Origin of the sequence: Allochromatium humboldtianum (genome assembly GCF_013385175.1) — a bacterium.
Classification (GTDB): Bacteria; Pseudomonadota; Gammaproteobacteria; order Chromatiales; family Chromatiaceae; genus Thermochromatium; species Thermochromatium humboldtianum.
The window spans coordinates 120,204-143,569 of the sequence record NZ_JABZEO010000003.1 but is presented as its reverse complement, the minus strand read 5'-3'; the positions used below and the strand labels follow the sequence as shown (position 1 = coordinate 143,569).

At 65.1% G+C, this 23,366-nt stretch carries 20 protein-coding genes and 1 tRNA gene; 12 read left to right on the top strand and 9 right to left on the bottom strand.

What is annotated here, in order from left to right; genetic code table 11:
* The first annotated feature begins 137 nt into the window (after positions 1-137).
* Positions 138-818, top strand: a complete 681-nt coding sequence (locus HW932_RS05330) for a hypothetical protein (RefSeq protein WP_176975460.1) — start codon at positions 138-140, stop codon at positions 816-818.
* Between the two features lie 109 nt (positions 819-927).
* Here HW932_RS05330 and HW932_RS05325 read toward each other — a convergent pair whose 3' ends face one another.
* Genes HW932_RS05325 through HW932_RS05315 form a run of 3 tightly spaced genes read right to left on the bottom strand, consistent with a single transcriptional unit; the run spans position 928 to position 5,879 of the window.
* Positions 928-4,119 carry an ATP-binding protein gene (locus HW932_RS05325; RefSeq protein WP_176975459.1) on the bottom strand — a complete coding sequence of 1,064 codons (3,192 nt, stop codon included), beginning with the start codon at positions 4,117-4,119 and terminating at the stop codon, positions 928-930.
* A 30-nt stretch (positions 4,120-4,149) separates the two neighbouring features.
* Positions 4,150-5,241, bottom strand: a complete 1,092-nt coding sequence (locus HW932_RS05320) for a uroporphyrinogen decarboxylase family protein (protein WP_222932232.1) — start codon at positions 5,239-5,241, stop codon at positions 4,150-4,152.
* Positions 5,238-5,879 (bottom strand): cobalamin B12-binding domain-containing protein, encoded by a 642-nt coding sequence (locus HW932_RS05315; RefSeq protein ID WP_246296671.1) that lies wholly within the window; start codon positions 5,877-5,879, stop codon positions 5,238-5,240. Before HW932_RS05315 ends, HW932_RS05320 begins: the two co-directional genes overlap by 4 nt.
* 157 nt (positions 5,880-6,036) lie before the next feature.
* Here HW932_RS05315 and HW932_RS05310 point away from each other — a divergent pair.
* Together HW932_RS05310 and ubiA are read left to right on the top strand one after the other, a co-directional pair.
* A tRNA-Leu gene (locus HW932_RS05310) sits at positions 6,037-6,121 on the top strand.
* Between the two features lie 93 nt (positions 6,122-6,214).
* The gene (gene ubiA / locus HW932_RS05305; RefSeq protein ID WP_176975458.1) at positions 6,215-7,117 is read left to right on the top strand and encodes a 4-hydroxybenzoate octaprenyltransferase; all 903 of its coding nucleotides are present in this window, start codon (positions 6,215-6,217) and stop codon (positions 7,115-7,117) included.
* On the opposite strand, the gene HW932_RS05300 is transcribed toward ubiA, so the two are convergent.
* Both HW932_RS05300 and nagZ read right to left on the bottom strand, forming a co-directional pair.
* The gene (locus tag HW932_RS05300) at positions 7,118-7,669 is read right to left on the bottom strand and encodes a hypoxanthine-guanine phosphoribosyltransferase (RefSeq protein WP_176975457.1); all 552 of its coding nucleotides are present in this window, start codon (positions 7,667-7,669) and stop codon (positions 7,118-7,120) included. It lies immediately after the preceding gene.
* Entirely contained in the window at positions 7,666-8,748 is a 1,083-nt protein-coding gene (nagZ, locus tag HW932_RS05295; RefSeq protein WP_176975456.1) for a beta-N-acetylhexosaminidase, read from the bottom strand. Before nagZ ends, HW932_RS05300 begins: the two co-directional genes overlap by 4 nt.
* Positions 8,749-9,005: 257 nt before the next feature.
* Here nagZ and ftsH point away from each other — a divergent pair, with 257 nt between their 5' ends.
* Positions 9,006-10,925 carry an ATP-dependent zinc metalloprotease FtsH gene (gene ftsH / locus HW932_RS05290; protein WP_176975455.1) on the top strand — a complete coding sequence of 640 codons (1,920 nt, stop codon included), beginning with the start codon at positions 9,006-9,008 and terminating at the stop codon, positions 10,923-10,925.
* A 111-nt stretch (positions 10,926-11,036) separates the two neighbouring features.
* On the opposite strand, the gene HW932_RS05285 is transcribed toward ftsH, so the two are convergent.
* From HW932_RS05285 to argH, 4 genes are all read right to left on the bottom strand, one after another.
* Positions 11,037-11,267, bottom strand: coding sequence for a hypothetical protein (locus HW932_RS05285; protein ID WP_012969725.1), 231 nt, complete (start codon positions 11,265-11,267; stop codon positions 11,037-11,039).
* A gap of 92 nt (positions 11,268-11,359) precedes the next feature.
* Positions 11,360-11,599, bottom strand: coding sequence for a BolA family protein (locus HW932_RS05280; protein WP_176975454.1), 240 nt, complete (start codon positions 11,597-11,599; stop codon positions 11,360-11,362).
* 32 nt (positions 11,600-11,631) lie between these two features.
* A complete protein-coding gene (locus HW932_RS05275; RefSeq protein ID WP_176975453.1) occupies positions 11,632-13,212 on the bottom strand; it encodes a peptide chain release factor 3 in 1,581 nt (526 codons plus the stop codon).
* A 62-nt stretch (positions 13,213-13,274) separates the two neighbouring features.
* Positions 13,275-14,681, bottom strand: coding sequence for an argininosuccinate lyase (argH, locus tag HW932_RS05270; protein WP_176975452.1), 1,407 nt, complete (start codon positions 14,679-14,681; stop codon positions 13,275-13,277).
* 92 nt (positions 14,682-14,773) lie between these two features.
* Here argH and HW932_RS05265 point away from each other — a divergent pair, with 92 nt between their 5' ends.
* The 8 genes from HW932_RS05265 to rbfA all read left to right on the top strand — a co-directional run bounded on the left by HW932_RS05265 (position 14,774) and on the right by rbfA (position 23,366).
* Positions 14,774-15,544 carry a HesA/MoeB/ThiF family protein gene (locus HW932_RS05265; protein WP_176975451.1) on the top strand — a complete coding sequence of 257 codons (771 nt, stop codon included), beginning with the start codon at positions 14,774-14,776 and terminating at the stop codon, positions 15,542-15,544.
* A gap of 10 nt (positions 15,545-15,554) precedes the next feature.
* Positions 15,555-16,064 (top strand): hypothetical protein, encoded by a 510-nt coding sequence (locus HW932_RS05260; protein WP_343046960.1) that lies wholly within the window; start codon positions 15,555-15,557, stop codon positions 16,062-16,064.
* A 69-nt stretch (positions 16,065-16,133) separates the two neighbouring features.
* Entirely contained in the window at positions 16,134-16,874 is a 741-nt protein-coding gene (locus HW932_RS05255; RefSeq protein WP_176975450.1) for an S-methyl-5'-thioinosine phosphorylase, read from the top strand.
* 89 nt (positions 16,875-16,963) lie between these two features.
* Positions 16,964-17,845: a hypothetical protein gene (locus HW932_RS05250; protein ID WP_176975449.1), complete on the top strand. Its 882-nt coding sequence runs from the start codon at positions 16,964-16,966 to the stop codon at positions 17,843-17,845.
* Between the two features lie 331 nt (positions 17,846-18,176).
* Entirely contained in the window at positions 18,177-18,653 is a 477-nt protein-coding gene (gene rimP, locus HW932_RS05245) for a ribosome maturation factor RimP (protein WP_176975448.1), read from the top strand.
* A 49-nt stretch (positions 18,654-18,702) separates the two neighbouring features.
* Positions 18,703-20,202 (top strand): transcription termination factor NusA, encoded by a 1,500-nt coding sequence (gene nusA / locus HW932_RS05240; protein ID WP_176975447.1) that lies wholly within the window; start codon positions 18,703-18,705, stop codon positions 20,200-20,202.
* An 18-nt stretch (positions 20,203-20,220) separates the two neighbouring features.
* Positions 20,221-22,986: a translation initiation factor IF-2 gene (gene infB / locus HW932_RS05235; RefSeq protein WP_176975446.1), complete on the top strand. Its 2,766-nt coding sequence runs from the start codon at positions 20,221-20,223 to the stop codon at positions 22,984-22,986.
* Positions 22,983-23,366: a 30S ribosome-binding factor RbfA gene (gene rbfA, locus HW932_RS05230; protein WP_176975445.1), complete on the top strand. Its 384-nt coding sequence runs from the start codon at positions 22,983-22,985 to the stop codon at positions 23,364-23,366. Before infB ends, rbfA begins: the two co-directional genes overlap by 4 nt.

Genomic DNA, 23,366 nt, shown 5'->3' with positions numbered 1-23,366 from the left:
ATAGCAGCGGCTGGGTGTCACAAAACCTGAAGCTGGGCGGCGCTCAGATGATCTGTTGGATTTTGGTGCGAAATATGCTTTAAACTCTGTACCTTGATCTCCCCTAAATAACTGACGACATTGTCAGGAGACCCGCAATGAAGACGAAAAATTTGGCTCATTTTGTAACTCGCCGTAGCTTAGTCCTTGCCGGTACGCTTCTAGCTGTAATGACAAGCGGGGCTTCTTATAGTGCAACGCTAACCACCACCAGTGGGAATCCAGATGCTTCGGGTAAAGTTTTTATTGACGCAGCAAAGGTTGATGCAAATATAAATCTAATAGGCTCTATTGGCTCTCAAAATGGTTCTCCTAAGGTTTATTGGGTGACTAGTGAGAGTCATGGTCTTGATGGGAAGAATGGTTTTGCCGAGATCGATTCTAAATCCGGAGGCAATATTAAAGATATTACGTTCGGCATCACGGGTCATTACTTTAGTGCCGTGCAATTTAGCCTGCAGGGGGTTGGCTCGAGATCTAATAGAAATTTCAGTGTTAAAACTGTTTTTGCAGATGGAACATTTGAAACTCTTAGTTATAAAGCGCCTAATAATGGAAATCAAGCATACTTGTTACAAATCGCAGATGGGGATCCTCTTATTAAATCAATTAATATTTCAGCAGGAACATCGGGATTTGATCAAACTAAACACTGGGGTGTGTCCGGTGTACAGGCCGATGTGCCAGCGGTACCTCTCCCAGCCGCTGCCTACCTCTTTGGCTCGGCCCTGCTCGGCATGGTCGGCATCGGCTATCGCCGCAACAAGAAGCAAGCCTGAATCGCTATGACATGGACGACAGGGGTCGCCAAAAGGCGACCCAACTAGAAAAGCAGGCTCGGAGCCTGCTTTTTTGTGCCTCCGGAGTCAGCGCAGATCCATCGTCCTTTCAGCCCGAACCAGCCAAACCATCCTCCAGCCCGCTCAACGCCTGCCCGATCCGACCGGCCAGCTCCGCCATCTCAGGCTCTTCCCCACTTGCAACAGCGCCCGACCGAATCATCCCCTCCAACTCAGCCGCCGCTCGCTGCAACTCGACCGCCCCCAGCGTCCCGGACGCCCCCTTGAGCGTATGCACCAGCCGCTGCGCCTCGTCACGCTCGCCCGCCGCCAGATGCTCCCTGAGCCTGACCATGTCATCGCGATGCCCCTCGACGAGCTTGTGCAGCAGACGCACATAGAGTTGGCGCTTGCCGCCGACGCAGCGCAGCCCAAACTCCGCGTCCAGCCCAGGAATCTCAAGCAGCCAGTCCCGCTCCTCCGACGGCGCCGACCGCCTCTCGTCTGGTCCCGTTTGAGACCCAGCCAGCCCAGCCGCTCCAGCCCCCAACCCCGCTCCCTCCTCAACCGCCCGCGATCCCGGCGACGACAGCCAGCGCAGCAGACACTCATAGAAGACCACCGGCTCGACCGGCTTGGCGATGTGGTCGTTCATCCCCGCCTCCAGACACGCCTGACGCTCCTGCCCGAGCACATTGGCCGTCATGGCCAGGATCGGCGCCTCGCCCCAGCCCGGCAGCCGCCGGATGCGACGCGTCGCCTCCAACCCATCCATCTCGGGCATCTGCACATCCATCAGCACCAGCCGATAGCGCCGCTGACCGGCCAGCTCGACCGCCCGCCGCCCGTTATCGGCCAGATCCGCCACCAGATTCGCCTGACCGAGCAACTCCAGCAGCACTTCCTGATTGATCGGGTTGTCCTCGGCGGCCAGCAGACGGCAGCCACGGAATTCTCGCGCCAGGGTCTCCTGCGCATCGATGACGCTCGGCTGGCCTTCCAGCGGCGCCAGCTCCCGATCGGCCCGCTTGAGCAGCCGCGCCGTGAACCAGAAGCGGCTGCCCTGACCAGGCGCACTCTCCACTCCGGCGCTCCCCCCCATGAGTTCAGCGATGCGCCGCGTGATGGCCAGACCCAGCCCGGTGCCGCCATACCGGCGGATCGGCGAGCCGTCGCCCTGCTCGAAGAGCGTGAACAGCCGTCCCTGCATCTCCTCCGGAATCCCGATGCCGGTATCGACCACCTCGAACGAGATCAGCACGTCCTCGTCGCTGTCTTCCAGGAGGCGTGCCTGGAGCCGAATGCGCCCGCGTTCGGTGAACTTGAGCGCATTGCCCAGATAGTTGAGCAGCGCCTGACGCAGCCGGGTCGCATCGCCATGCAGCACGGCCGGCAGCGATCCCGTGTCGACCCTGTAGTCCAGCCCCTTGCTCTGGATCTGCTCGGCGATCAGGGCGCTGACCTGATCGATCAGCACGCGCGGTGAGAAGTCGCTCGTCTGCAACTCCAGCTTGCCGGCCTCGATCTTGGAGATGTCGAGGATGTCGTTGATGACCGAGAGCAGATGCTTGGCCGCACCGTCGATCTTGAGCAGACGATCGCGTTGCGCGGGAACACTGATCTCGCGTCCGAGCAGATGCGTCAGTCCGAGGATGGCGTTCATCGGAGTGCGGATCTCGTGGCTCATGTTGGCCAGGAACAGGCTCTTGGCCTGACTGGCGCGCTCGGCCTCCTGCTTGGCCAGCGCCAGCTCGGCGGTACGGCTCTCGACCAGTGTCTCCAGATGTTCGCGGTATTCGAAGAGTTCGCGCTCGGCCCGGCGGCGCTCGGTCACGTCCGAGAAGATCACGGCGAAGGCGCCTACGCGCGGGCTGTAGGCGTGGATCTGGAAGTAACGTCCGAACGCACTGTCGAACTGCTCGAAACGGACGGCCTGACCATGGAGCGCCACCTCGCCATAGCGCTTGATCCAATGGCCCTCGATGCCGGGGATGACCTCGCGCACGCGCCGCCCGATCAGGTCGGCGCGTTGCAGGCCAGTCAGGGTCTCGAACGCCCGGTTGACGTCGAGGAAGCGATAGTCGATGGGATGCCCCTGATCGTCGAGGATGATCTCGTGCAGGGCGAACCCCTCGCTCATGGATTCGAACAATGAACGATAGCGCGCCTCGCTCTGACTGAGCAGTTGGATCGACTGGGCGCGCTGCACCGCCATGGCGCAGAGTCCCGCCATCTGGAGCGCGAGGTTCTGATATTTGCGCAGGTGCTGGCTCAGGGCCAGACCATCAATCAGGAAGACGCCCAGAGTCTCGTTCTCGTGCTGGAGACGCAGCAGGAAGCCCTTGCCCGAGGCCGTCACCCGGCTCGTGCCGTGCTCGCGAGCGAAGTCGCGCGCCTCGGCGAGCGACTCGGGCGTGGCCGGATCACCGAGGGTCTCGGGATGAGTCGCCTGTCTCTCGGTGCAGGGCAGATAGAAACACAGGGTCGGTGCGAAGAGTGCGGTGAAGATCTCCAGGATCTGACCGATGACGCCGCGTTCGCCCTCGGCGACCGAGAGGCGCCCGACCAGATCCATCGCCATGGCGGTCTCGGCCAGCTGCTGCCGGGCCGTCGCGAGTCGCGCGTCGTTCAGGCGGCATTCGGCCCGATGGAGCGCCCGTTCACCGATCTGGAGCAGGCTGAGCCGCAGATAGCTCAGACCGATGCGCTCGTGTCGGGCCGGCAGCCCGAGATAGGCGGCCAGATCCGCCAGATGACCAGGCGCGCCGGGGTCGTGCTCAGTGTCGAGCAGCAGCAGATAGCGCGTGCTCTCACCGAAGACCGCGCGCGCCAGCTCGCGGTCCTGCAAGCCCAATCGCTCGATCTGCCGCCGCCATTGAGCGAGCCAGCTCGGCGTGCAGAGATAGGCGCCCTCGGTCAGCCAGGCATCGACATGGGCCGGCTCGGTCAGCAGATGGAAGCACTGGTCGAGACGCTGGAATCCGAGCGCGTCCAGCGACTTGGCCTTGGTCGGCTGGTGGCGCTCGCGCTCGCGCATCAGGGGCGCGAGGCAACAGCCGCCGATCCAGATCACGGGTTCGTGGCTCGGTACCCTGGCGATGCGCCGGTCCAGTTCGACAGCGCTCACTGGCGGCGAACCACAGTGGGCGCTGAAGGGATGCAAGCGCAGATGGGTGGCGTCCAGTGCTCCAGCCAGCGCCGCGCGGGTCTCGGTGAAGAGGTTCGCGCAGACGAAGAGATGGACCGCGAGTCCGCGCCCGCCGGTCATTTGAGTGAGTGATGAGTCGTGCGGATTGGCCAAGATGGGGTATGCGCTCGGGCGCCCGGTGTGTCAGTCGTCTTGGTCGTCGGCGAGCGGGTAGCGGCCCCAGCGCGCGACAGCCTGGGCGATGGCCATCAAGACCGTGTCCGGAACCTGCCAGGGGATCTCGCCGTGGTTGTCGGCGAGGATGAAGCCGCCGCCACGGCCCGCCTTGCGGATCGCCGTCCTGACGGCGACATCGGCCTGCTCCGGCGTCCAGTGACGCATGGCGATGCCGTTGAGATTGCCCAGCAGCGACAGTCGCCCCTGGGCGGCGCGTTTCAGTTCGCCCAGATCCTCGTGCGAACTCACGCCGATCACGGCCGTGCCCGTGTCGAACAGATCCGCCACGCGCGGCAGGATGCGCCCCGAGGCGAAGTGCATGGCTGCCGGGGCCTTGAACTGGGCGATGGTGCGACGGGCGACCTCGCGCCCGGTGGCCAGAAAGAGTTCGCGCGAGGTGATGGTCGCCGACGAGACCGGATCGAAGTAGCAGATCGCATGGGCGCCGGCCTCGACCTGGGCATTGGCCCAGTCGACGCAGAAGCGCTCGTTGAGCTGCATCAGGTGTTCGAACAGATCGCGCCGCTCGTGCATCAGGATCAGATAGCGCTCGAAGCCGAGCTGCATCACCGGCAGCGAGAAGGGCGACATCACCACGGCCACGATCGGCGCCTCGCCGCGCGCCTGCCCGGCCATCAGGCGCGTGGCCTCGAGCACGCGCTGAAGGCTGGGTGAATCCTCGATGCGCGGTACGCTCAGCCGCTGGATGTCCTCGGGATCGCGCACGATCGGGGCGCCGGCGTTGGGTGGGCCATCGGCGCGAAACAGCGTCGTGCCGCCCCAGGCCTCGATCTCGATGGCGGCATAGTGGAAGTTGTAGAGACAGTCGTGACCGAACTTGGCGCGCAGCCGCCATTGCCCCTCGGCGACATGCTCGGGCCGGGCGAAATACTCCTCGATCGAGAGACCGAGTTCGCGCGCACCCTGCATGACCGGGAACAGGAAGAGCGGCACCCGGTCAGGTTCGCGCTGACCGAGCGCGGTCAGGACGCGCTCCATGGAGGTCATGGGGGCGACGGGCGGATCCATGGGCAGGCTGGTCGGACTCTGGTGCGTCATGGCTTCACCTCCAGACGTTCGAGGATGGCCAGGATCTCGCCCGCGCTCAGTCCTACCGCATCGGCGCCGACCTCGCGCCAGAGCTGGTCGTCGAAGCGATAGGGCGCACCGCCCACCACGATCCGCACATCGGGCGCGACCGCGCGCAGCCGCTCGACCAGGGCGCGCACCCGCAGGGCCGCCGGCAGCATCAGGGTCGAGACGAGCAAGACCTCGATGCCGTCGGAACGCACCAGCTCGACCAGCGTCTCCACGTCCTGGCGGCCATAGTCGCGCACCCGGTAGCCGGCGGCGCGCAGCACGGTCCGCACGATCTGCTTGCCGAGCAGGTGATAGTCCTCCAGCACCGCGATGGCCAGTCGCGGCTCGGCGGCTTCGGATTCCGATGGATCGGTCTCCGAGATTTCGCCGAAGAGTTCTTCGAGCAGCTCCTCGCAGATGCGTCCGCTCATATAGATCTGCGAGAGCGCGCAGTCGCCGCCCTCCCAGAGCTGACCGAGCTGTTCCAGGGCCGGGCGGATCAGCAGCTCGATGACTTCGAGTGCCGAATGCTCGGCGCGAGCCGCCGCCAGCAGTTCCTGGGCCTGGACCCGATTGAGTGTCAGCAGGGCTTGTAGCAGCGCATCGGAGGATGACATGCGTGACCGTCCGCAGTGAGTTGAGCACGAGGGCATCCGCTGCCGGATGACCGAGGCTGTCACCACGGACATCATGTGGGGTATCTGGTCGAGGGACGAGCGACTCTACCCAAGCCCAGCGCCGATCAGTATACTGCTTCGACTCCCGTCATGCCTTGCCCGGGTGGCGAAATTGGTAGACGCAAGGGACTTAAAATCCCTCGACTTCGGTCATGCCGGTTCGAGCCCGGCCCCGGGCACCATTGATCCTCGAAGGCTCGGGTCGTCGTCGACCGGCGTGCTGTGGTCCTGACGCGGCCGAGCGCCGCCGAAGACAGATAGCCGCAGAACCCGACATGAGCGTCCCCGAGCTGAAAGTCCAGATCCCATCTCCCACGCGCTGGCGCGATCGCCTCTACCACTATTATCTGCTGGTGCGTCTGCATCGGCCGATCGGCATCTTCCTGCTGATGTGGCCGGCGCTCTGGGCGCTGTGGCTGGCCGGCGCGGGACAGCCGCACTGGTCGGTGGTGCTGATCTTCGTGCTGGGTGTGGTGCTCATGCGTTCGGCCGGCTGCGCCATCAACGATTACGCCGATCGCGACTTCGATGGCCATGTGGCGCGCACCAATCAGCGGCCGCTGGCCACGGGGCAGGTGACGCCGCGCGAGGCGATCGGGGTGTTCATGGTCCTGAGCCTGATCGCCTTCGCCTTGGTGCTGCAACTGAACTGGCAGACCATCGCCCTGTCCGTCGTCGCCCTGGCGCTGACCTTCGTCTATCCCTTCATGAAGCGCTTCACTCATGTGCCGCAGCTCTTTCTGGGCGCGGCCTTCGGCTGGGCGATCCCGATGGCCTTCGCCGCCATCACAGGCGCCATTCCGTTCTATGCCTGGGTGCTGTTCGTCGCCACCCTGATCTGGGCGCTCGTCTACGACACCCAGTACGCCATGGTCGATCGCGAGGACGATCTCAAGGTCGGCATCAAATCGACCGCCATCCTCTTCGGACGCTGGGATCGGCTGACGATCGGACTCTTGCAGCTCCTGATGCTCGGGCTGCTGGTCTGGATCGGCGAGGAGACGGGGCGGGGTGTCTTCTATCTGCTCGGGTTGCTGGTAGCGGCCGCGCTGGCGGTCTATCAACAATATCTGATCCGCCGGCGCGATCCGTCGCTCTGTTTCCAGGCCTTTCTCAACAACAACTACTTCGGCATGGCTGTTTTCATCGGCCTGGCGCTCGACTACGCCATTGCCTGATCAGAAATCCTCGTCGGCCACGGCATAGATGCCGGGAGCGTTGCGGAAATAATTCTTGTAGTCGAGCCCATATCCATAGAGATAGCGATCCGGCACCCGGATGCCGACCACATCGGCCTCGCAGGCATGATCGCGCTCCTTCTCGACCAGCACCGCCGAGGTCACGCTCGCCGCACCATCCTCCCGGCACGCCCGCACGATGTGCTCCAGGGTGATGCCCTCGTCGAGGATGTCGTCGAGTATCAGCACATGCTCGCCGCGAATGGCCTCGGACGGACGATGTCGCCAGCCGATCTCGCCGCCGCGCGTGGCGCCCTGATAACGACTGGCGTGGATGTAGTCGAGCCGGAGCTGGAAATCGAGCCGGGGCAGCAGCCGCCCGGTGACGACGGCCGCGCCGGTCATGACGCAGAGCACCAGCGGATCCTTGTCCGCCAGACGCGCGGTCAGATCGGCCGCCATGCGATCGAGCGCGGCCTCCATCTCCTCGGCCGTGGCCAGGCATTCGGCGCGGCTGGCAACGGCGGCGTAAGTCTGTGGGTCGAGCTTCATGGTTTCGTTCTTGGCTCCGGAGTCGTGGGGTCGTCGAGCGGCAGCTCGAGCGAGTCATGGGATTCGAGTTCGGCGATCTGGCGCAGGGCGCGATGCCATTCAGGGCTTTCGTGCAGGCGGACGCGATCGAGCGGTTTGCGACCATGCATCCGCAACAGCCGCAGACTGGTCGCCGGGTCGCGATGGTCTTTGAATGCCGCGAGAATGGTCACCGCCGCCGGGCGATTGTTGCAGATCAGGAGCATATCGCAACCGGCCGCCACCGCTGCCTGCGCGCGCTCGACATGATCGCCGCCCGCACCGGCCGCCTCCATGTTGAGGTCATCGCTGAAGATGACGCCCTGGAATCCGAGCTGCTGGCGCAGGATCTGGCGCAACCAGACCGGCGAGAACCCCGCCGGGCGCGGATCGATGCGCGGATAGATCACATGCGCCGGCATCATGGCCTCCAGTCCCTGGTCGATGAGACGGCGGAAGGGCGCCAGATCCTCCAGATCCAGATCGACGAAGGGGCGTTCGTCGCGCGGCAGCTCGGTGTGCGAATCGGCCTCGACCCCGCCATGCCCCGGAAAATGCTTGCCGACGCTGGCCATGCCGGCCTGACGCGCACCGCGCATCCAGCTCGACGCCAGTTCGCCGACCGCCTGCGGGTCGGGGCTGAAACCGCGATCACCGATCACCCGGCTGACGCCCCGGTCCAGATCCAGCACCGGCGCGAAGCTGAAATCCACGCCCACAGCGCGCAATTCGGCCGCCATCAGCCAGGCGATGGACTCGCAGACGGCGCGGGCATGGGCCGGGCGTTCGCGATGGAGCCGGCCCAGGTGACCAGCGGGCGGAAGGCGTGTGAAACCGTCGCGGAAACGCTGCACCCGTCCGCCTTCCTGGTCGACGCCGATCAGCAGCGCCGGTTCGCGCACCGCATGGATGGCCGCCGTCAGCGCCGCGAGCTGCTCGGGCGATTCGTAGTTGCGCGCAAAGAGGATGACGCCACCGACGGCCGGATGGCGCAGCAGTTCGCGGTCTTCGGCTGTGAGCGCCGTTCCCGCGAGATCGAGCATGATGGGGCCGAGTGGCATGGACAAACCCGTCGCTGAGGCATTCGGCGCCAGCTTAGCGAGCCGACAGACGGGCGGCAACCCGAAACACGGAACCCATCACAGTTTCCGAACTCCAATCCGCGTCCAAACCCTGATAAGCTCCGGTCGACAGGGAGTCATCGCGAACCACCCCCATTGGATTTACAGCCCCAGACCCGATCTAACCCGTCAAGACAGGCGAGGTCCAGACACCGCGCCCCGACTCCAGATCCGGTCAACGAGGACAGCTCCGAACCATGAATGCCAAGATCCTGAACATCCTACTCTGGATTGCCGTCACCTTCTGGCTGGTGATGATGCTCAACAGCTTCACCACCTCAGACCAGATCGAGGCGCGCACGCTCAGTTACAGCCAGTTCCTGCAGGAGCTCTCCAGCGGCGCCGTCAAGGAAGTCACAATTCAGGACGAGACCATCAAGGGGGTGCGCAGCGATGGCTCGCGCTTCGAGACCTTTGATCCGGGCGATCCGGGGTTGGTGGGCGATCTGCTCAAGAACAATGTGGTCATCCGCGCCAAGCCGCCGGAGCAGCCGAGCGTCTTCATGCAGCTGGTCGCCGCCTGGCTGCCGTTCATCGTGCTGGCCGCGATCTGGATCTGGTTCATGCGTCGCAGTGCCGGCGGCGGTTCGGGCGGTCTGTTCAACTTCGGCAAGAGCCGCGCCCGTCAGCACGCCGAGGGCGAGGTGCGAGTGACCCTGCGCGACGTGGCCGGCGTCGAGGAGGCCAAGGAAGAAGTCGGCGAACTGGTCGACTTCCTGCGCAATCCGCAGAAGTTCTCCAACCTGGGCGGGCGCATCCCGCGCGGCGTACTCATGGTCGGCCCGCCCGGTACGGGTAAGACGCTGCTGGCGCGCGCCATCGCCGGCGAGGCCAAGGTGCCCTTCTTCAGCATCTCCGGCTCGGACTTCGTCGAGATGTTCGTCGGTGTCGGCGCCTCGCGCGTGCGCGATCTGTTCGAGCAGGCCAAGAAGAGTGCGCCCTGCATCATCTTCATCGACGAGATCGACGCGGTCGGGCGCAAGCGTGGCGCGGGTCTCGGCGGCGGTCACGACGAGCGCGAGCAGACCCTGAACCAGCTCCTGGTCGAGATGGACGGCTTCACCGGCAACGAGGGCGTGATCGTGATCGCCGCGACCAACCGCTCCGACGTGCTCGACCCGGCGCTGCTGCGTCCGGGGCGATTCGACCGTCAGGTCGTCGTGGGCCTGCCCGATCTGGCCGGACGTGCGGCCATCCTGGAAGTCCACATGCGCAAGGTGCCGATCGCCGAGGACGTCGACGCGCGCACCATCGCGCGCGGCACGCCGGGCTTCTCGGGCGCGGATCTGGCCAATCTGGTCAACGAGGCGGCGCTGTTCGCCGCGCGCGCCGGCAAGGAAGACGTCGACATGGACATGTTCGAGAAGGCCAAGGACAAGATCATGATGGGCGCCGAGCGGCGCAGCATCGTGATGTCCGAGTCCGAGAAGAAGCTGACCGCCTATCACGAGGCCGGGCACGCCATCGTCGGGCGGGTGGTGCCCGAGCACGACCCGGTGCACAAAGTCAGCATCATTCCGCGCGGCCGGGCGCTGGGCGTGACCCTGTTCCTGCCCGAGCGCGACCGTTACAGCATGAGCAAGCGCCAGTTGGAGAGCCAGATCTCCAGCCTGTTCGGCGGACGGCTGGCCGAGGAGATGATCTTCGGGCCCGAGCAGGTGACGACCGGCGCCTCGAACGACATCGAACGCGCCACCGACATCGCGCGCAACATGGTCACGCGCTTCGGCCTGTCCGACACCATGGGACCGCTGGCCTATGCCGAGGACGAGGGCGAGGTGTTCCTGGGCCGCTCGGTGACGCAGCAGCGTCAGGTCTCGCCCGAGACGGCGCTGGCGATCGATCAGGCGGTGCGCGACATCATCGATCGCAACTATCAGCGTACCAAGCAGATTCTGGAGGAGCAGCTCGACAAGCTCCACACCATGGCCGAGGCGCTCCTGACCTACGAGACCATCGGCAAGGATCAGATCGATGACATCATGGCCGGCCGCCCGATGCGCATACCCGACGAGCATGGCGGTGGGCGCCCGACGACCAAGACCGATGGCGGTAGCGGAGCGACCCAGGGCAAGGGCGCTCCCGGTCAGCCGCCCATTGCTATCGGCGGGGTCTGAGCGTCCCGCGCCTCATCGGGCGGCTTTGGGGTCGCCCAAACACGAAAGCCCCGCTTCGGCGGGGCTTTTTAGTTCTCTCTTTCAGGGCGACGGGCGAACCGTCAGCGACGGCTAACGATAAGCATGATGGGCCGATTCGTCGCGATAGTGCACGTCGGTCCAGCAGCGTGGCAGGGCTTCATCTGAAGTGAAGGCCAGATCGGCTTTCTCGAACCGCTCCGGATCCTGCAACTCCTCGCCCGCGTGATAGCGGCCGATGACGACCGCGTGCATGGGATTGAGCAGATCCCGCTGACTCAGAACCTCGACCAGCTTGCCGGTCGCGCGATGTTTGAGAAACATGGCACTCCCTCCTGCAATGGCTTGGATGGGACGGACGCCGCCCGGCTCCGCCTGCCTTCAGTATGGCACCTGAGCGGGGTCCGACAAGCGGTTCAGCCTTGCGCGGCCTGCTGAGCCGGCGTGCGGGCCTTGATGGAGAGCGCGTGCAGCTCGCCGCTGGCGACCTGCTCCCTGACCGTCTCCATGACGAGACGCTCACGCTTGATGAGCGACAGCCCTTCGAAGGCGTCACTGACGACGACGGCCTCGAAATGCTCGCCATCTCCCGTGACCTGGACCTCGGCTCCAGGCAAGCCCGCGCGAATGAGTTGTGCGACAGCTTCGGTTTCCAAATTCTGACTCTCCTACGGTTTGAACGCTTGATTTACAGCTCGCGGGTGGCCAGGAATCGCACCTCGGGCCAGCGCTCTTCGGCCAGGCTCAGGTTGACCATCGTCGGGGCCAGATAGACGAGCTGATCGTCGCCATCGAGCGCCAGGTGCTCGTAACACTTTTCCTTGAAGCGCTCCAGCATCCTGGGGTCGTCGCACTGGATCCAGCGCGCGGTCTTGACGCTGACCGCCTCGACCACGGCATCGACGCCGTACTCGGCCTTCAGCCGATAGGCCGCGACATCGAACTGGAGCACGCCGACCGCGCCCAGGATCAGATCGTTGTTCTTCAGCGGCCGGAACGACTGAGTGGCGCCTTCCTCCGAGAGTTGCAAGACGCCCTTCTGCAACGCTTTCATCCGCAACGGATCTCTGAGCACCACGCGCCGGAAGAGTTCGGGCGCAAAGTAGGGGATGCCCTCGTACTTGAGATCCTCGCCCTCGGTGAAGGTATCGCCGATCTGGATGGTGCCGTGGTTGTGCAGACCGATGATGTCGCCCGGCCAGGCTTCCTCGACATGGCGGCGCTCGTCGGCCTGGAAGGTGATGGCGTTGGCGACCTGGATGCTCTTGCCGATGCGCGCGTGACGCATCTTCATCCCCTTCTTGTAGCTGCCCGAGCACACGCGCATGAAGGCCACACGGTCGCGGTGCGCCGGGTCCATGTTCGCCTGGATCTTGAACACGAAGCCGGTGAAGGCCGACTCGCCCGGATCGACGGTGCGCTGGCGGGTCTCGCGCGCACGCGGCGGCGGGGCGTAACTGACGAACGCATCGAGCAGTTCGCGCACGCCGAAGTTGTTGATCGCCGAACCGAAGAACACCGGCGTCTGCCTGCCGGCCAGATAGGCGTCGAGATCGAGCGGGTGGCTGGCGCCCTCGACCAGTTCCAGTTCCTCGCGCAGTTCCTGGGCCTGATCGCCGAGCACTTCGTCCATGCGCGGATTGTCGAGTCCCTCGATGATCTCACCCTCGACGACCTTGCCGCCGTGCTGGGCCGTGAACAGATGGGTGCGTCCGGTGCGCAGGTCATAGACGCCCTTGAAACGTTTGCCCATGCCGATCGGCCAGGTCACGGGCGCGCACTGGATCTTGAGCACGCTCTCGATCTCGTCGAGGATCTCGATGGTGTCGCGTCCCTCACGGTCGAGCTTGTTGACGAAGGTCAGGATCGGGGTGTCGCGCAGTCGGCACACGTCCATCAGCTTGATGGTGCGCTCCTCGACGCCCTTGGCCACGTCGATCACCATCAGTGCCGAGTCGACCGCCGTCAGGGTGCGGTAGGTGTCTTCCGAGAAGTCCTCGTGACCGGGCGTGTCGAGCAGGTTGACGATGGCCTCGCCATAGGGGAACTGCATCACTGAGGACGTGACCGAGATGCCGCGCTCCTTCTCCAGCTCCATCCAGTCCGAGGTGGCGTGACGTGCCGCCTTGCGTCCCTTGACCGTGCCGGCGAGCTGGATGGCGCCGCCGAACAGCAACAGCTTTTCGGTCAGCGTGGTCTTACCGGCGTCGGGGTGCGAGATGATGGCGAAGGTTCGCCGCTTGGAGAGCTGTTCCAGGAGTTCGGTCATGATATCGGGATCGATTCGGATGGATGGCGCGCTGAAAGACGATCGATTATAGCGGTTTGCGCTCAGGACTCACCGGCGCCGTTCAGCCGCCGGCGTCCGCGTTCGATGGCGGCGCGCACCTGGGCCGGTGCGGTGCCGCCGATGTGATCGCGGGCGGCGACCGAGCCTTCGAGCGTCAGCACAGCGAAGACGTCCTCGCCGATGGCATCCGAGAACTGGCGCAGTTCGTCGAGCGTCAGCTCGGCCAGATCGCGCCCCTCGCGCACGCCGAGTGCGACTGCCTTGCCGACGATCTCATGGGCGTCGCGGAAGGGGATGCCCCGGCGCACCAGATAATCGGCCAGATCGGTCGCGGTGCTGAAGCCCTGTTTGGCCGCCGCGCGCATCCGGTCACGGTTGCAGGTGACATGCGCCATCATGTCGGCATAGACCTTGAGCGATCCCTTGAGGTTGTCGACGGTGTCGAACAGCGGCTCCTTGTCTTCCTGGTTGTCCTTGTTGTAGGCCAGCGGCTGGGACTTCATCAGTGTCAGCAGCCCCATCAGATGGCCGAAGATGCGTCCGCTCTTGCCGCGCACCAGCTCGGGCACGTCGGGGTTCTTCTTCTGCGGCATGATCGAGGAGCCGGTGCAGAAGCTGTCCGAGAGTTCGACGAAGCCGAACTGCGCCGAGGACCACAGGATCAGCTCTTCCGAGAACCGCGACAGATGCATCATCAGGATGGCCGCGTCCGCCGTGAACTCGATGGCAAAGTCGCGATCCGAGACGGCGTCGAGCGAGTTCTCGGCCGGGCGGTCGAAGCCGAGCAGCTCGGCCGTGTAGTGACGGTCGATGGGGTAGGTGGTCCCGGCGAGCGCGGCGGCGCCCAGCGGCAGGACATTCATCCGGCGCCGGCAGTCGGCCAGACGTTCGCGATCGCGCTCCAGCATCTCGAACCAGGCCAGCATGTGATGACCGAAGGTGATCGGCTGGGCGACCTGGAGATGGGTGAAGCCGGGCAGGATGGTGTCGGCCTCGCGCTCGGCCAGATCCAGGAGCGCGGTTTGCAGACGGACGATCTCGGCGCGGATGGTGTCGATCTCGTCGCGCAGCCACAGACGCACGTCGGTGGCGACCTGATCGTTGCGCGAGCGCCCGGTGTGGAGCTTCTTGCCCGCGTCGCCGATGTCGGCGGTCAGCGCCGATTCGACGTTCATGTGCACGTCTTCGAGCGGGATCGACCAGACGAACTCGCCGGCGTCGATGCGCGCGCGCACCCGCTCCAGCCCAGTGACGATGGCGTCGCGCTCGGCTTCGGTCAGGATGCCCTGACGCGCGAGCATGGAGGCATGGGCGATCGAGCCCTGGATGTCGTAGCGATAGAGCCGGCGGTCGAAGTCGACCGAGGCGGTGAAGGCTTCGACGAAGGCGTCGGTCGGGGCATTGAAGCGTCCGGCCCAGGGTTTGGCGGATGAGTTCGAGTCTGACATGAAGGGGTCCAACGGCTGAAAAGGGAATGATTTTACACTGAGGCCGGCTGCGTCCTAACATGCGTGCCATGTTTCGCATCGAGCCTATGCCCATGACCGACGACGACCTGCTGCGCTACAGCCGCCAGATCCTGCTGCCCCAGTTCGGCATCGAAGGTCAGGAACGTCTGCGCGAGTCCAGCGTGCTCGTGGTCGGACTCGGCGGACTCGGCTCGCCAGTGGCGCTCTATCTGGCGGCGGCCGGAGTCGGGCGGCTACTCCTGGCCGATTTCGACCGCGTCGACTTGTCCAATCTGCAACGCCAGATCCTGCACACCACGGATCGTATCGGTCTGACCAAGACCGAATCGGCCCGTCAGACGCTTCGGGCGCTCAATCCGGGCGTCGAACTCGTCACGGTCGAAACTTCACTCACACCTGAAAACCTGGCTGAGCAGGTCGCCAAGGTGGATCTGGTCGTCGAATGCAGCGACAACTTCGCCACCCGCTTCGCCGTCAACGCCGCCTGCCAAACCGCGCACGTCCCGCTGGTTTCGGGTGCAGCCATCCGGCTGGAAGGGCAGGTGACGGCCTTCAGCGGCCAGCCGGGCGGTCCCTGCTACCGCTGTCTCTATCCGGACGAAGGCTCCATCGACGAGACCTGCACCGCCAACGGCGTGCTGGCGCCGCTGGTCGGGATCATCGGCAGCATCCAGGCCGCCGAGGCGATCAAGATCCTGACCGGACTCGGCGCGCCGCTGTTCGGGCGGCTGCTCCTGCTCGATGCGGCGCGGATGGAATGGCGTGAGGTCCGGTTGCGCCCGGATCCCGCCTGTCCAGTCTGTGCCGAAGCTGCCAACACCAGTGCTTCCATTGCCTCCTGAGGAGCCGACCGTGTCCATCCAATGCGACGTCAGCCCGACCGAGATCAAACAGGCCAACATCCCGCACGAGCTGTTCCTTACCAATCTGGTCGGCAACCATATCCTGATGGCGGTGGCGCTCGGCGGGATCTTCGGCAGTGCTCCCTGGGCCATGTTGATCGTGCCGCTCGTTTCCTTCGTCATCCTCGGCTATACGCTCCAGCGCGCTCGCCAATCACGGCGGCGCGATTCCTGGTATGTGATGTGCCACTGGCAAGTATGCGCGCGCCGCAGCCGGATCTTCATGGCGATGCTCGGCCTGCTGCTGGTCGTGGCGGGTCTGGGCTGGCTGGGTTACGCCAATGGCTTGATGATCAAGGAAGCCGCCATCGCGCTGGTGATCGGCATCGGCATCCTGCCGATGATGGTCACGCTTCTGGTGCTGGTCATGATCGAGTCCGACGCGCTCTATCACGCCAACCAAGCCAAACTGCCGGCCTGGGTCGTCGCGCGTTTTCCACGTCCGTCCGACAACCTTTGATCTTTGATGCCGTTTGGTTTCGAGCGCGCTCTCCGGTAAACTCCTGAGCTTTATCAGCAAGGTGGGCGCATGGGTCTTCTCGCGATCATCGGCGGCTCGGGGTTCACGAGCCTGCCATCTCTGACAGTGCTCGAATCCAAGCCGGTCGAGACGCCCTATGGCGCGACCTCGGCCCCAGTGACGCGCGGCCGGCTCGCCGAGCGCGAAGTGCTGTTCCTGCCGCGTCATGGTCCGTCGCACCATCTGCCGCCGCATCGCATCAACTATCGAGCCAATCTCTGGGCGTTGCGCGCCTCGGGCGCCGATCGCGTCATCGGACTGGCGGCCGTCGGCGGGATCACGCCGAGCTTCGGCCCCTGCGTGCTGGCGGTGCCGGATCAGATCGTCGACTACACGCACGGTCGCGAGCACACGATCCACGACGGCATCACGGGCGGTGTCGATCACATCGACTTCACCGAACCCTACTGCGAGTCGCTGCGTCAGGCGCTGATCTCGGCCTGCGCGCGCGTGGGTGAGGCCGTGGTTCCGCGTGGAACCTATGCCGCGACTCAGGGACCGCGCCTGGAGTCGTCTGCCGAGATCCGGCGTCACGAACGGGATGGATGCGACATGGTCGGCATGACCGGCATGCCCGAGGCGGGTCTCGCGCGCGAACTCGACCTCTGCTATGCCAGTCTGGCTTTCGTCGTCAATTGGGCCGCCGGTAAGAGTGGCAACGTCATTACCATGAAGGAGATCGAGGACAATCTGGCCCTGTGCGTCGAGCGGGTGTTGACGGTCCTGGAGGCCGTGGCGGTCGCTGATTGAGGTCTTCAGGGTCTGGACTCGATGGACATTTGGTCCAATCACTGATCGAACATCCACAATGATTCGCCTATTCGCGGGAGTAACGCAGAATGTCTGACTCTGAAGAAAAAAAACCGGCTCGTTCCGGTCTCGGCTGGTTTCCCAAGCTCATCCTCTGGGCGGCGGTCATCGGCTTTGGCTACGTCTATCTCAGTTCGGTCGATCGCGAGGGCGGCGGCACCACGGCGGCGTCCATGCTCGATTCGATCGCCAAGCTGAGCCCGGTCTCGCTGTCGTCGCTGCCGGGCTTCTCCGACAAGGACGAGTCCGCCGCCGAGTCGACCGAAACGGCTCAGGCGGACGCCGCGCCCAAGACCGAAGCTCCAGCCAAGCCGGTCGCCCAGACCGAGTCGGCGGCCTACGCGCGCGCGCTGGCGAGCGACAAGCCGGCGGAATCGGCTGAGGCGCCCAAGCCCGCGTCACAGCCGCCGGTCAGCTATGCCTCTGCCGCTCTGAAGGCGCCGGCTGAGTCCGCACCAGCTCCGACTCCGGCTCCAGCCGAGAAGCCCGCGTCGGCGCCGGCGGCCCCTACGGTTTCGGCACCCGTCGAGCCGCCGTCTTCGGCACCCGTCGAGCCGCCGTCTTCGGCCCCGGTCGCCGCTGCACCTTCGGCGCCGGCACCGATGGCGGCCCAGTCGGCGCCGATGTCGCCGCCGCCCGCCATGTCTGCTCCGAGCGAGCGTGCCCCCATGGCGCGGATGCCGGCCAACGAATGGGCCGCTCAGCGTGAGCAGCAGCGTGCCGAGATGATGGCTCAGTACGAAGCCATGCGTCGCGAGGCCGACGAGCGGATGCGCCAGTACTGGGGCCAGATGCGTGAGGCCATGCCCATGCCGGCGATGCCTTACGGCCAGCCGGGTTATGCCCCAGGCTACGCGCCCGGTTATGCACCGGGCTATGCGCCCGGCGTCTATGGTCCTCCGATGCGCTGAGTCGACCGCTTCACCGTGGCGCCCGCCCTGGGCGCCCGGTGACGTTGGCAGGCCGCAACGGCCGATCGAGGCATGGCACGATCCCCGGCTTCGAGCCTGGGTGAACGTGCCGTTTCCTCGATGTGCGCCTTGAAATCGCCTGAATTGGGGCGTATAGTTCTGCTTCTTAAGGAACAGGCGGATCCGGTAACACAGAATCGTCGTCATGAGACCCCGTTACGGGGTTTTTTTATCGCTCGCGAAAAACGGCGCCGATCAGCCGTCCGGACGCTTGGGCATGGTTATGAAGTTGGGCCTATGGCCCAATTTTTGTTTCTACGGGGCGCACAGTATGCAACCGGCCGACAGCCAACTCACACTCCTGGCACGACGTGTCGTCGAGCCCTTGGGCTACGAACTGGTTGGCGTCGAGTATTTCCAGAAGGGCGGCGGAGCGACGCTGCGGGTCTACATCGACCACGAGCGCGGCATCACCCTGGACGACTGCACGGCGGTCAGCCATCAGTTGAGCGGCGTACTGGATGTCGAGGATCCGATCTCGGATCAGTACGACCTGGAAGTCTCCTCGCCCGGCCTGGATCGCCCCCTGGTGTTCCCCGAGCATTTCGAGCGCTTCGCCGGAAGCCGGGTTCGCGTGCGTCTGAGCGAGAAGGTCGAGGGACGGCGCAAGCTGGAAGGCGTCCTCCTGGGACTGGCGCCGAGCGGCATCGCACTGCGCGCCGAGGAGCGCGACTGGGAGATCCCCCTGACGAGCATCGACTCGGCCCGTCTGATCCCCGACTTCCGGGCGCGCCCGGATTCGCACTGACACCCGTCGTTTTTCACTCTGGCCGCGGTTCAAGCTGGATATTGGTGGAATGAGCAAAGAGATCCTGAATGTCGTTGAAGCCGTCTCCAACGAGAAGGACGTCCCCGAAGGCGTGATCTTCGAGGCGATCGAGGCGGCGCTCGCCTCGGCGACCCGCAAGAAGCATGGCGGCGAAATCGACGTGCGCGTGTCCATCGATCGCAAGACCGGCAACTATCGCTCCTTCCGGCGCTGGGAGATCGTCCCCGATCCCGAGGACAACCGGCTGGAGGCGCCGTCGCGCCAGATCACCGCCTCGGCGGCGGCCATCCTGGAGCCGCATCTGAACATCGGCGATTTCATGGAAGAGGAGATCGAGTCCGAACTCTTCGGCCGCATCGCCGCCCAGACCGCCAAGCAGGTCATCGTGCAGAAGGTGCGCGACGCCGAGCGCGCCAAGATCGTCGACGCCTTCGCCTCGCGCCAGGGTCAGCTCGTCACCGGCATCGTCAAGAAGGCCGAACGTGGCACCATCCTGCTCGATCTGGGCAACAACGCCGAGGCGCTGGTGCCGCGCGATCACGTCATCCCGCGCGAATCCGTGCGTCCGGGCGATCGTCTGCGCGGCTATCTCTATGACGTGCGCTCCGAACAGAAGGGGCCGCAGCTCTTCGTCAGCCGTACCGCGCCCGAGCTCCTGATCGAACTCTTCAAACTCGAAGTGCCCGAGGTCGGCGAGGGCCTGATCGAGATCCTGGGCGCCGCGCGCGATCCGGGCGTGCGCGCCAAGATCGCGGTACGCACCCGCGACCCGCGCATCGATCCGGTCGGCGCCTGTGTCGGTATGCGCGGTTCGCGCGTGCAGGCCGTCTCCAACGAACTCAACGGCGAACGGGTCGACATCATCCTCTGGGACGAGAACCCGGCGCAGTTCGTCATCAATGCCATGTCGCCGGCGGACGTCGTCTCCATCGTCATCGACGAGGAGGCGCGCAGCATGGACGTCGCCGTCAAGGAAGAGAATCTGGCCCAGGCCATCGGCCGTTTCGGTCAGAACGTCCGGCTCGCGACCCAGTTGAGCGGCTGGGAGCTGAACGTCATGAACGAGAAGGACGCCGCCGCCAAGAGCGAGCAGGAAGCCCGGCGCTCGGCGCAGGTGTTCATGGATCAGTTGGGCATCGACGAGGGGCTGGCCACGCTCCTGGTCGAGGAAGGTTTTTCGAGCGTCGACGAGGTGGCCTATGTGCCGCTGGAGGAGATGCGCGCCATCGATGAACTCGATGACGAGACCATCGAATTGTTGCGCGAGCGCGCCAATGACGTTCTGGTCACGCGCGCCATCGCCACCGAAGAAGTCGACGAAGTGGGTGGGCTGAGTCTGTCGGCGCTGGAGGGCATGGACGAGACACTCGTCGAGCGGCTCGCCGAGCGCGGTATCGAGACCCTGGACGATCTCGCCGACCTGGCGGTCGACGACCTCATGGAGATCGAGGGCATGGACGAAGAGCGGGCCGCCCGTTTGATCATGCAGGCGCGCGAGCCGATGTTCGCGAATGCCCCAGAGGAATAGAGGTACAAAGGTCAGTCCATGAGTGAAGTCACGGTCAAGCAACTCGCCTCAACGGTCGGCATTCCGGTCGAGCGACTCCTAACCCAGTTGAAGGACGCCGGTATCAGCGCCGGTGATGCGGACTCCAAGCTGACGGAGCAGGAGAAGGTCCAACTGCTCGCCTATCTGCGCCGCAGTCACGGCAAGGACGAGGGCGAGGCCGACGGCGGCCCGGGTCAGGTCACGATCAAGCGCAAGTCGGTCAGCGAACTGCGTGTTCCGCCGGCGGCCGCTCCGCGTAGCAATACGCCGAATTCGCGTCCGGCTCCGGCGGGGCGCGGTAGTGGCAAGACGGTGAGCGTCGAAGTCCGACGCAAGCGCACCTATGTCAAGCGCGCCGACGAGCCGGGTACCGGCAGCACGCCTGCACCGAAGCGGCAATCCAATGATCGCAGCCGCGCCGGACGCGAGCGCGCGGCCGCCACCAGTGCCGTGATCGACGAGTCGCGGCGGCGCGCGGCTCTGGAAGCGATGCGCGCCGAACAGGAAGCGCGTCGTCTCGCCGATCAGGAAGAGCAGGAGCGCCGCGCCCGCGAGGAAGAAGCGCGCCTGGAGGAAGAGCGCCGTCAGGCCGCCGAGGCGCGCCGTCGTGCCGAGGAAGAAGCCCGCTTGCAGGCTGAGCGTGAGGCCGCCGAGCGTCAGGCGCGTGGGGTGGCCGAGGAGCCCAGCGCCGAGGCGACGGCCGAAGCCGACGAAGCCGGGACCGAGACGCCCGCGCGTCGCGCCGAAGCGGCCAAGCCGAAGAAGGCCGCGAAGAAGGCCGTCGAGCCGGTCGAGAAGGAGAAGGAAAAAGACCGCCCGGCCAAGAAGGTCGTCCGCAAAGAGACCGCTCCGGTGCGTGTCCGCGATATCGCGGTCGCCGGACGCGGCGAGTACGAAGACATCGATGGTCCCGGCGGTGGTCGCGGTCCGCGTCGGCGCAAGAAGTCCTCCAAGCCGCAGCTCCAGGACAAGCATGCCTTCCAGAAGCCCACGGCTCCGGTCGTGCGTGAGGTCGAGATCCCCGAGGCCATCACGGTCGCCGAGCTGGCCAATCGCATGTCGGTCAAGGCGTCCGTGGTCGTCAAGGAGCTGTTCAAGCAGGGCATGATGGTCACGATCAACCAGAACCTCGATCGCGACACCGCGATCCTGGTGGTCGAAGAGATGGGCCACAAGGCCGTCGTCGCCGACGAGCGCGACGCCGAGGGCACGCTGCTCGACGAGATGCAGGAGCAGGAGGGTCAGTTCGAGGCGCTGCCGCGTCCGCCCGTCGTCACCATCATGGGTCACGTCGACCACGGCAAGACCTCGCTGCTCGACTACATCCGCCGCACCCGTGTCGCCTCCGGCGAGGCCGGCGGCATCACTCAGCACATCGGCGCCTATCACGTCGAGACCGACAAGGGCACGGTGTCCTTCCTCGACACCCCCGGTCACGCGGCCTTCTCGGCCATGCGTGCGCGTGGCGCCAAGGTGACGGACATCGTCATCCTGGTCGTCGCGGCGGACGACGGCGTCATGCCGCAGACGGTCGAGGCCATCCACCATGCCCGTGCTGCCGGTGTGCCGCTGATCGTCGCCATCAACAAGATGGACAAGCCCGAGGCCAACCCCGACAAGGTGATGCAGGAGCTGACCCAGTACGAGGTGCTGACCGAGGAATGGGGCGGCGACACCATGATGGTCAAGGTCTCGGCCAAGGCCGGTCTCGGTATCGACGAGCTGCTCGACGCCATCCTGCTCCAGGCCGAAGTGCTCGAACTCAAGGCTCCGGTCGAGGGTCCGGCGCGCGGCGCCATCGTCGAGTCGAGTCTCGACAAGGGACGCGGTCCGGTGGCGACGGTGCTGGTGCAGTCCGGTACGCTCCGTCGCGGCGACATCATCGTCTCGGGTGGTGAATATGGCCGCGTGCGCGCCATGTTCGACGAGTCCGGTTCGCCGGTCGAATCAGCCGGTCCCTCGATCCCGGTGCAGGTGCTGGGTCTGTCGGGCACGCCGAACGCGGGTGACGATGTCATCACGGTCAGCGACGAGCGCCGTGCCCGCGAGGTGGCTGAGTTCCGCGCCGCCCGCTCGCGTCAGAACCGCTTCGACGAGCAGCGCGGTGTGAGTCTCGATCAGCTCTTCACCCAGCTCAAGGACGGCGAGCAGAAGGCGGTCAACCTCATCCTCAAGGCCGACGTGCAGGGCAGTCTGGAAGCGCTCCGCGAGAGCCTGCTCAAGCTCACCAACGACGAGGTCAAGGTCGCCATCGTCGCCTCGGGTGTGGGCGGACTCACCGAGTCCGACGCCAACCTGGCCGTCACCTCGAATGCGATCCTGCTCGGCTTCAACGTCCGCGCCGACGCCGCCGCGCGTCGCGTGGTCGAAGAGAAGGGCCTGGATCTGCGTTACTACAGCATCATCTACGAGCTGATCGACGAGGTGAAGCAGGCGATCTCGGGTCTCTTGAGTCCGATCGTCACCGAGGAGATCATCGGTCTCGCGGAAGTGCGCGACGTGTTCCGCTCGTCCAAGTTCGGTGCCGTGGCCGGCTGTATGGTGGTCGAGGGCGTCATCAAGCGCAACAACCCGATCCGCGTGCTGCGCAACAACGTCGTGGTCTACGAGGGCGCGCTCGAATCGCTGCGTCGCTTCAAGGACGACGTGGCCGAAGTCAAGCACGGCATGGAGTGCGGTATCGGCGTGAAGAACTACAACGATGTGCAGCCCGGCGACCAGATCGAAGTCTTCGAGCGCACCGAGAAGGCTCGCGTCCTGTGAACGAACGTGAATTCGACCGCACCGAGCGTATCGGCGCCGAGATGAAGCGCGCCTTGGCAGTGCTGGTGCGCGATCAGGTCAAGGATCCGCGTCTGGCCAACATCACGGTGCACGAGGTGCGGGTGACGCGCGATCTGGCCCATGCCAAGGTCTATTTCACCTGCTTCCCCAGCGACGAGGACACGCAGGCGCAGGAGAGGCTGCTCAACAAGCAGCTCGCCGGTTTCCTGCGCCATGCGCTGGCGCAGGAGGTGCGGCTGAGGGCCATGCCGCAACTGCACTTCGTCCACGATGAATCGATCGCGAAGGGCGAGCATCTGTCGAGCCTGATCGAACAGGCCGTCGCTCAGGAGCGGCCCGCGACCGAAGAGGAGCACTGA

Coding starts and splice junctions, on each gene's coding strand:
- nusA (WP_176975447.1), top strand. CDS start 18,703: ATGAGCAAAGAGATCCTGAATGTCGTTGAAGCCGTCTCCAACGAGAAG.
- HW932_RS05330 (WP_176975460.1), top strand. CDS start 138: ATGAAGACGAAAAATTTGGCTCATTTTGTAACTCGCCGTAGCTTAGTC.
- HW932_RS05300 (WP_176975457.1), bottom strand. CDS start 7,669: ATGAAGCTCGACCCACAGACTTACGCCGCCGTTGCCAGCCGCGCCGAA.
- rimP (WP_176975448.1), top strand. CDS start 18,177: ATGCAACCGGCCGACAGCCAACTCACACTCCTGGCACGACGTGTCGTC.
- argH (WP_176975452.1), bottom strand. CDS start 14,681: ATGTCAGACTCGAACTCATCCGCCAAACCCTGGGCCGGACGCTTCAAT.
- nagZ (WP_176975456.1), bottom strand. CDS start 8,748: ATGCCACTCGGCCCCATCATGCTCGATCTCGCGGGAACGGCGCTCACA.
- ftsH (WP_176975455.1), top strand. CDS start 9,006: ATGAATGCCAAGATCCTGAACATCCTACTCTGGATTGCCGTCACCTTC.
- HW932_RS05265 (WP_176975451.1), top strand. CDS start 14,774: ATGACCGACGACGACCTGCTGCGCTACAGCCGCCAGATCCTGCTGCCC.
- HW932_RS05320 (WP_222932232.1), bottom strand. CDS start 5,241: ATGACGCACCAGAGTCCGACCAGCCTGCCCATGGATCCGCCCGTCGCC.
- HW932_RS05315 (WP_246296671.1), bottom strand. CDS start 5,879: ATGTCATCCTCCGATGCGCTGCTACAAGCCCTGCTGACACTCAATCGG.
- infB (WP_176975446.1), top strand. CDS start 20,221: ATGAGTGAAGTCACGGTCAAGCAACTCGCCTCAACGGTCGGCATTCCG.
- ubiA (WP_176975458.1), top strand. CDS start 6,215: ATGAGCGTCCCCGAGCTGAAAGTCCAGATCCCATCTCCCACGCGCTGG.
- HW932_RS05250 (WP_176975449.1), top strand. CDS start 16,964: ATGTCTGACTCTGAAGAAAAAAAACCGGCTCGTTCCGGTCTCGGCTGG.
- HW932_RS05275 (WP_176975453.1), bottom strand. CDS start 13,212: ATGACCGAACTCCTGGAACAGCTCTCCAAGCGGCGAACCTTCGCCATC.
- HW932_RS05255 (WP_176975450.1), top strand. CDS start 16,134: ATGGGTCTTCTCGCGATCATCGGCGGCTCGGGGTTCACGAGCCTGCCA.
- HW932_RS05285 (WP_012969725.1), bottom strand. CDS start 11,267: ATGTTTCTCAAACATCGCGCGACCGGCAAGCTGGTCGAGGTTCTGAGT.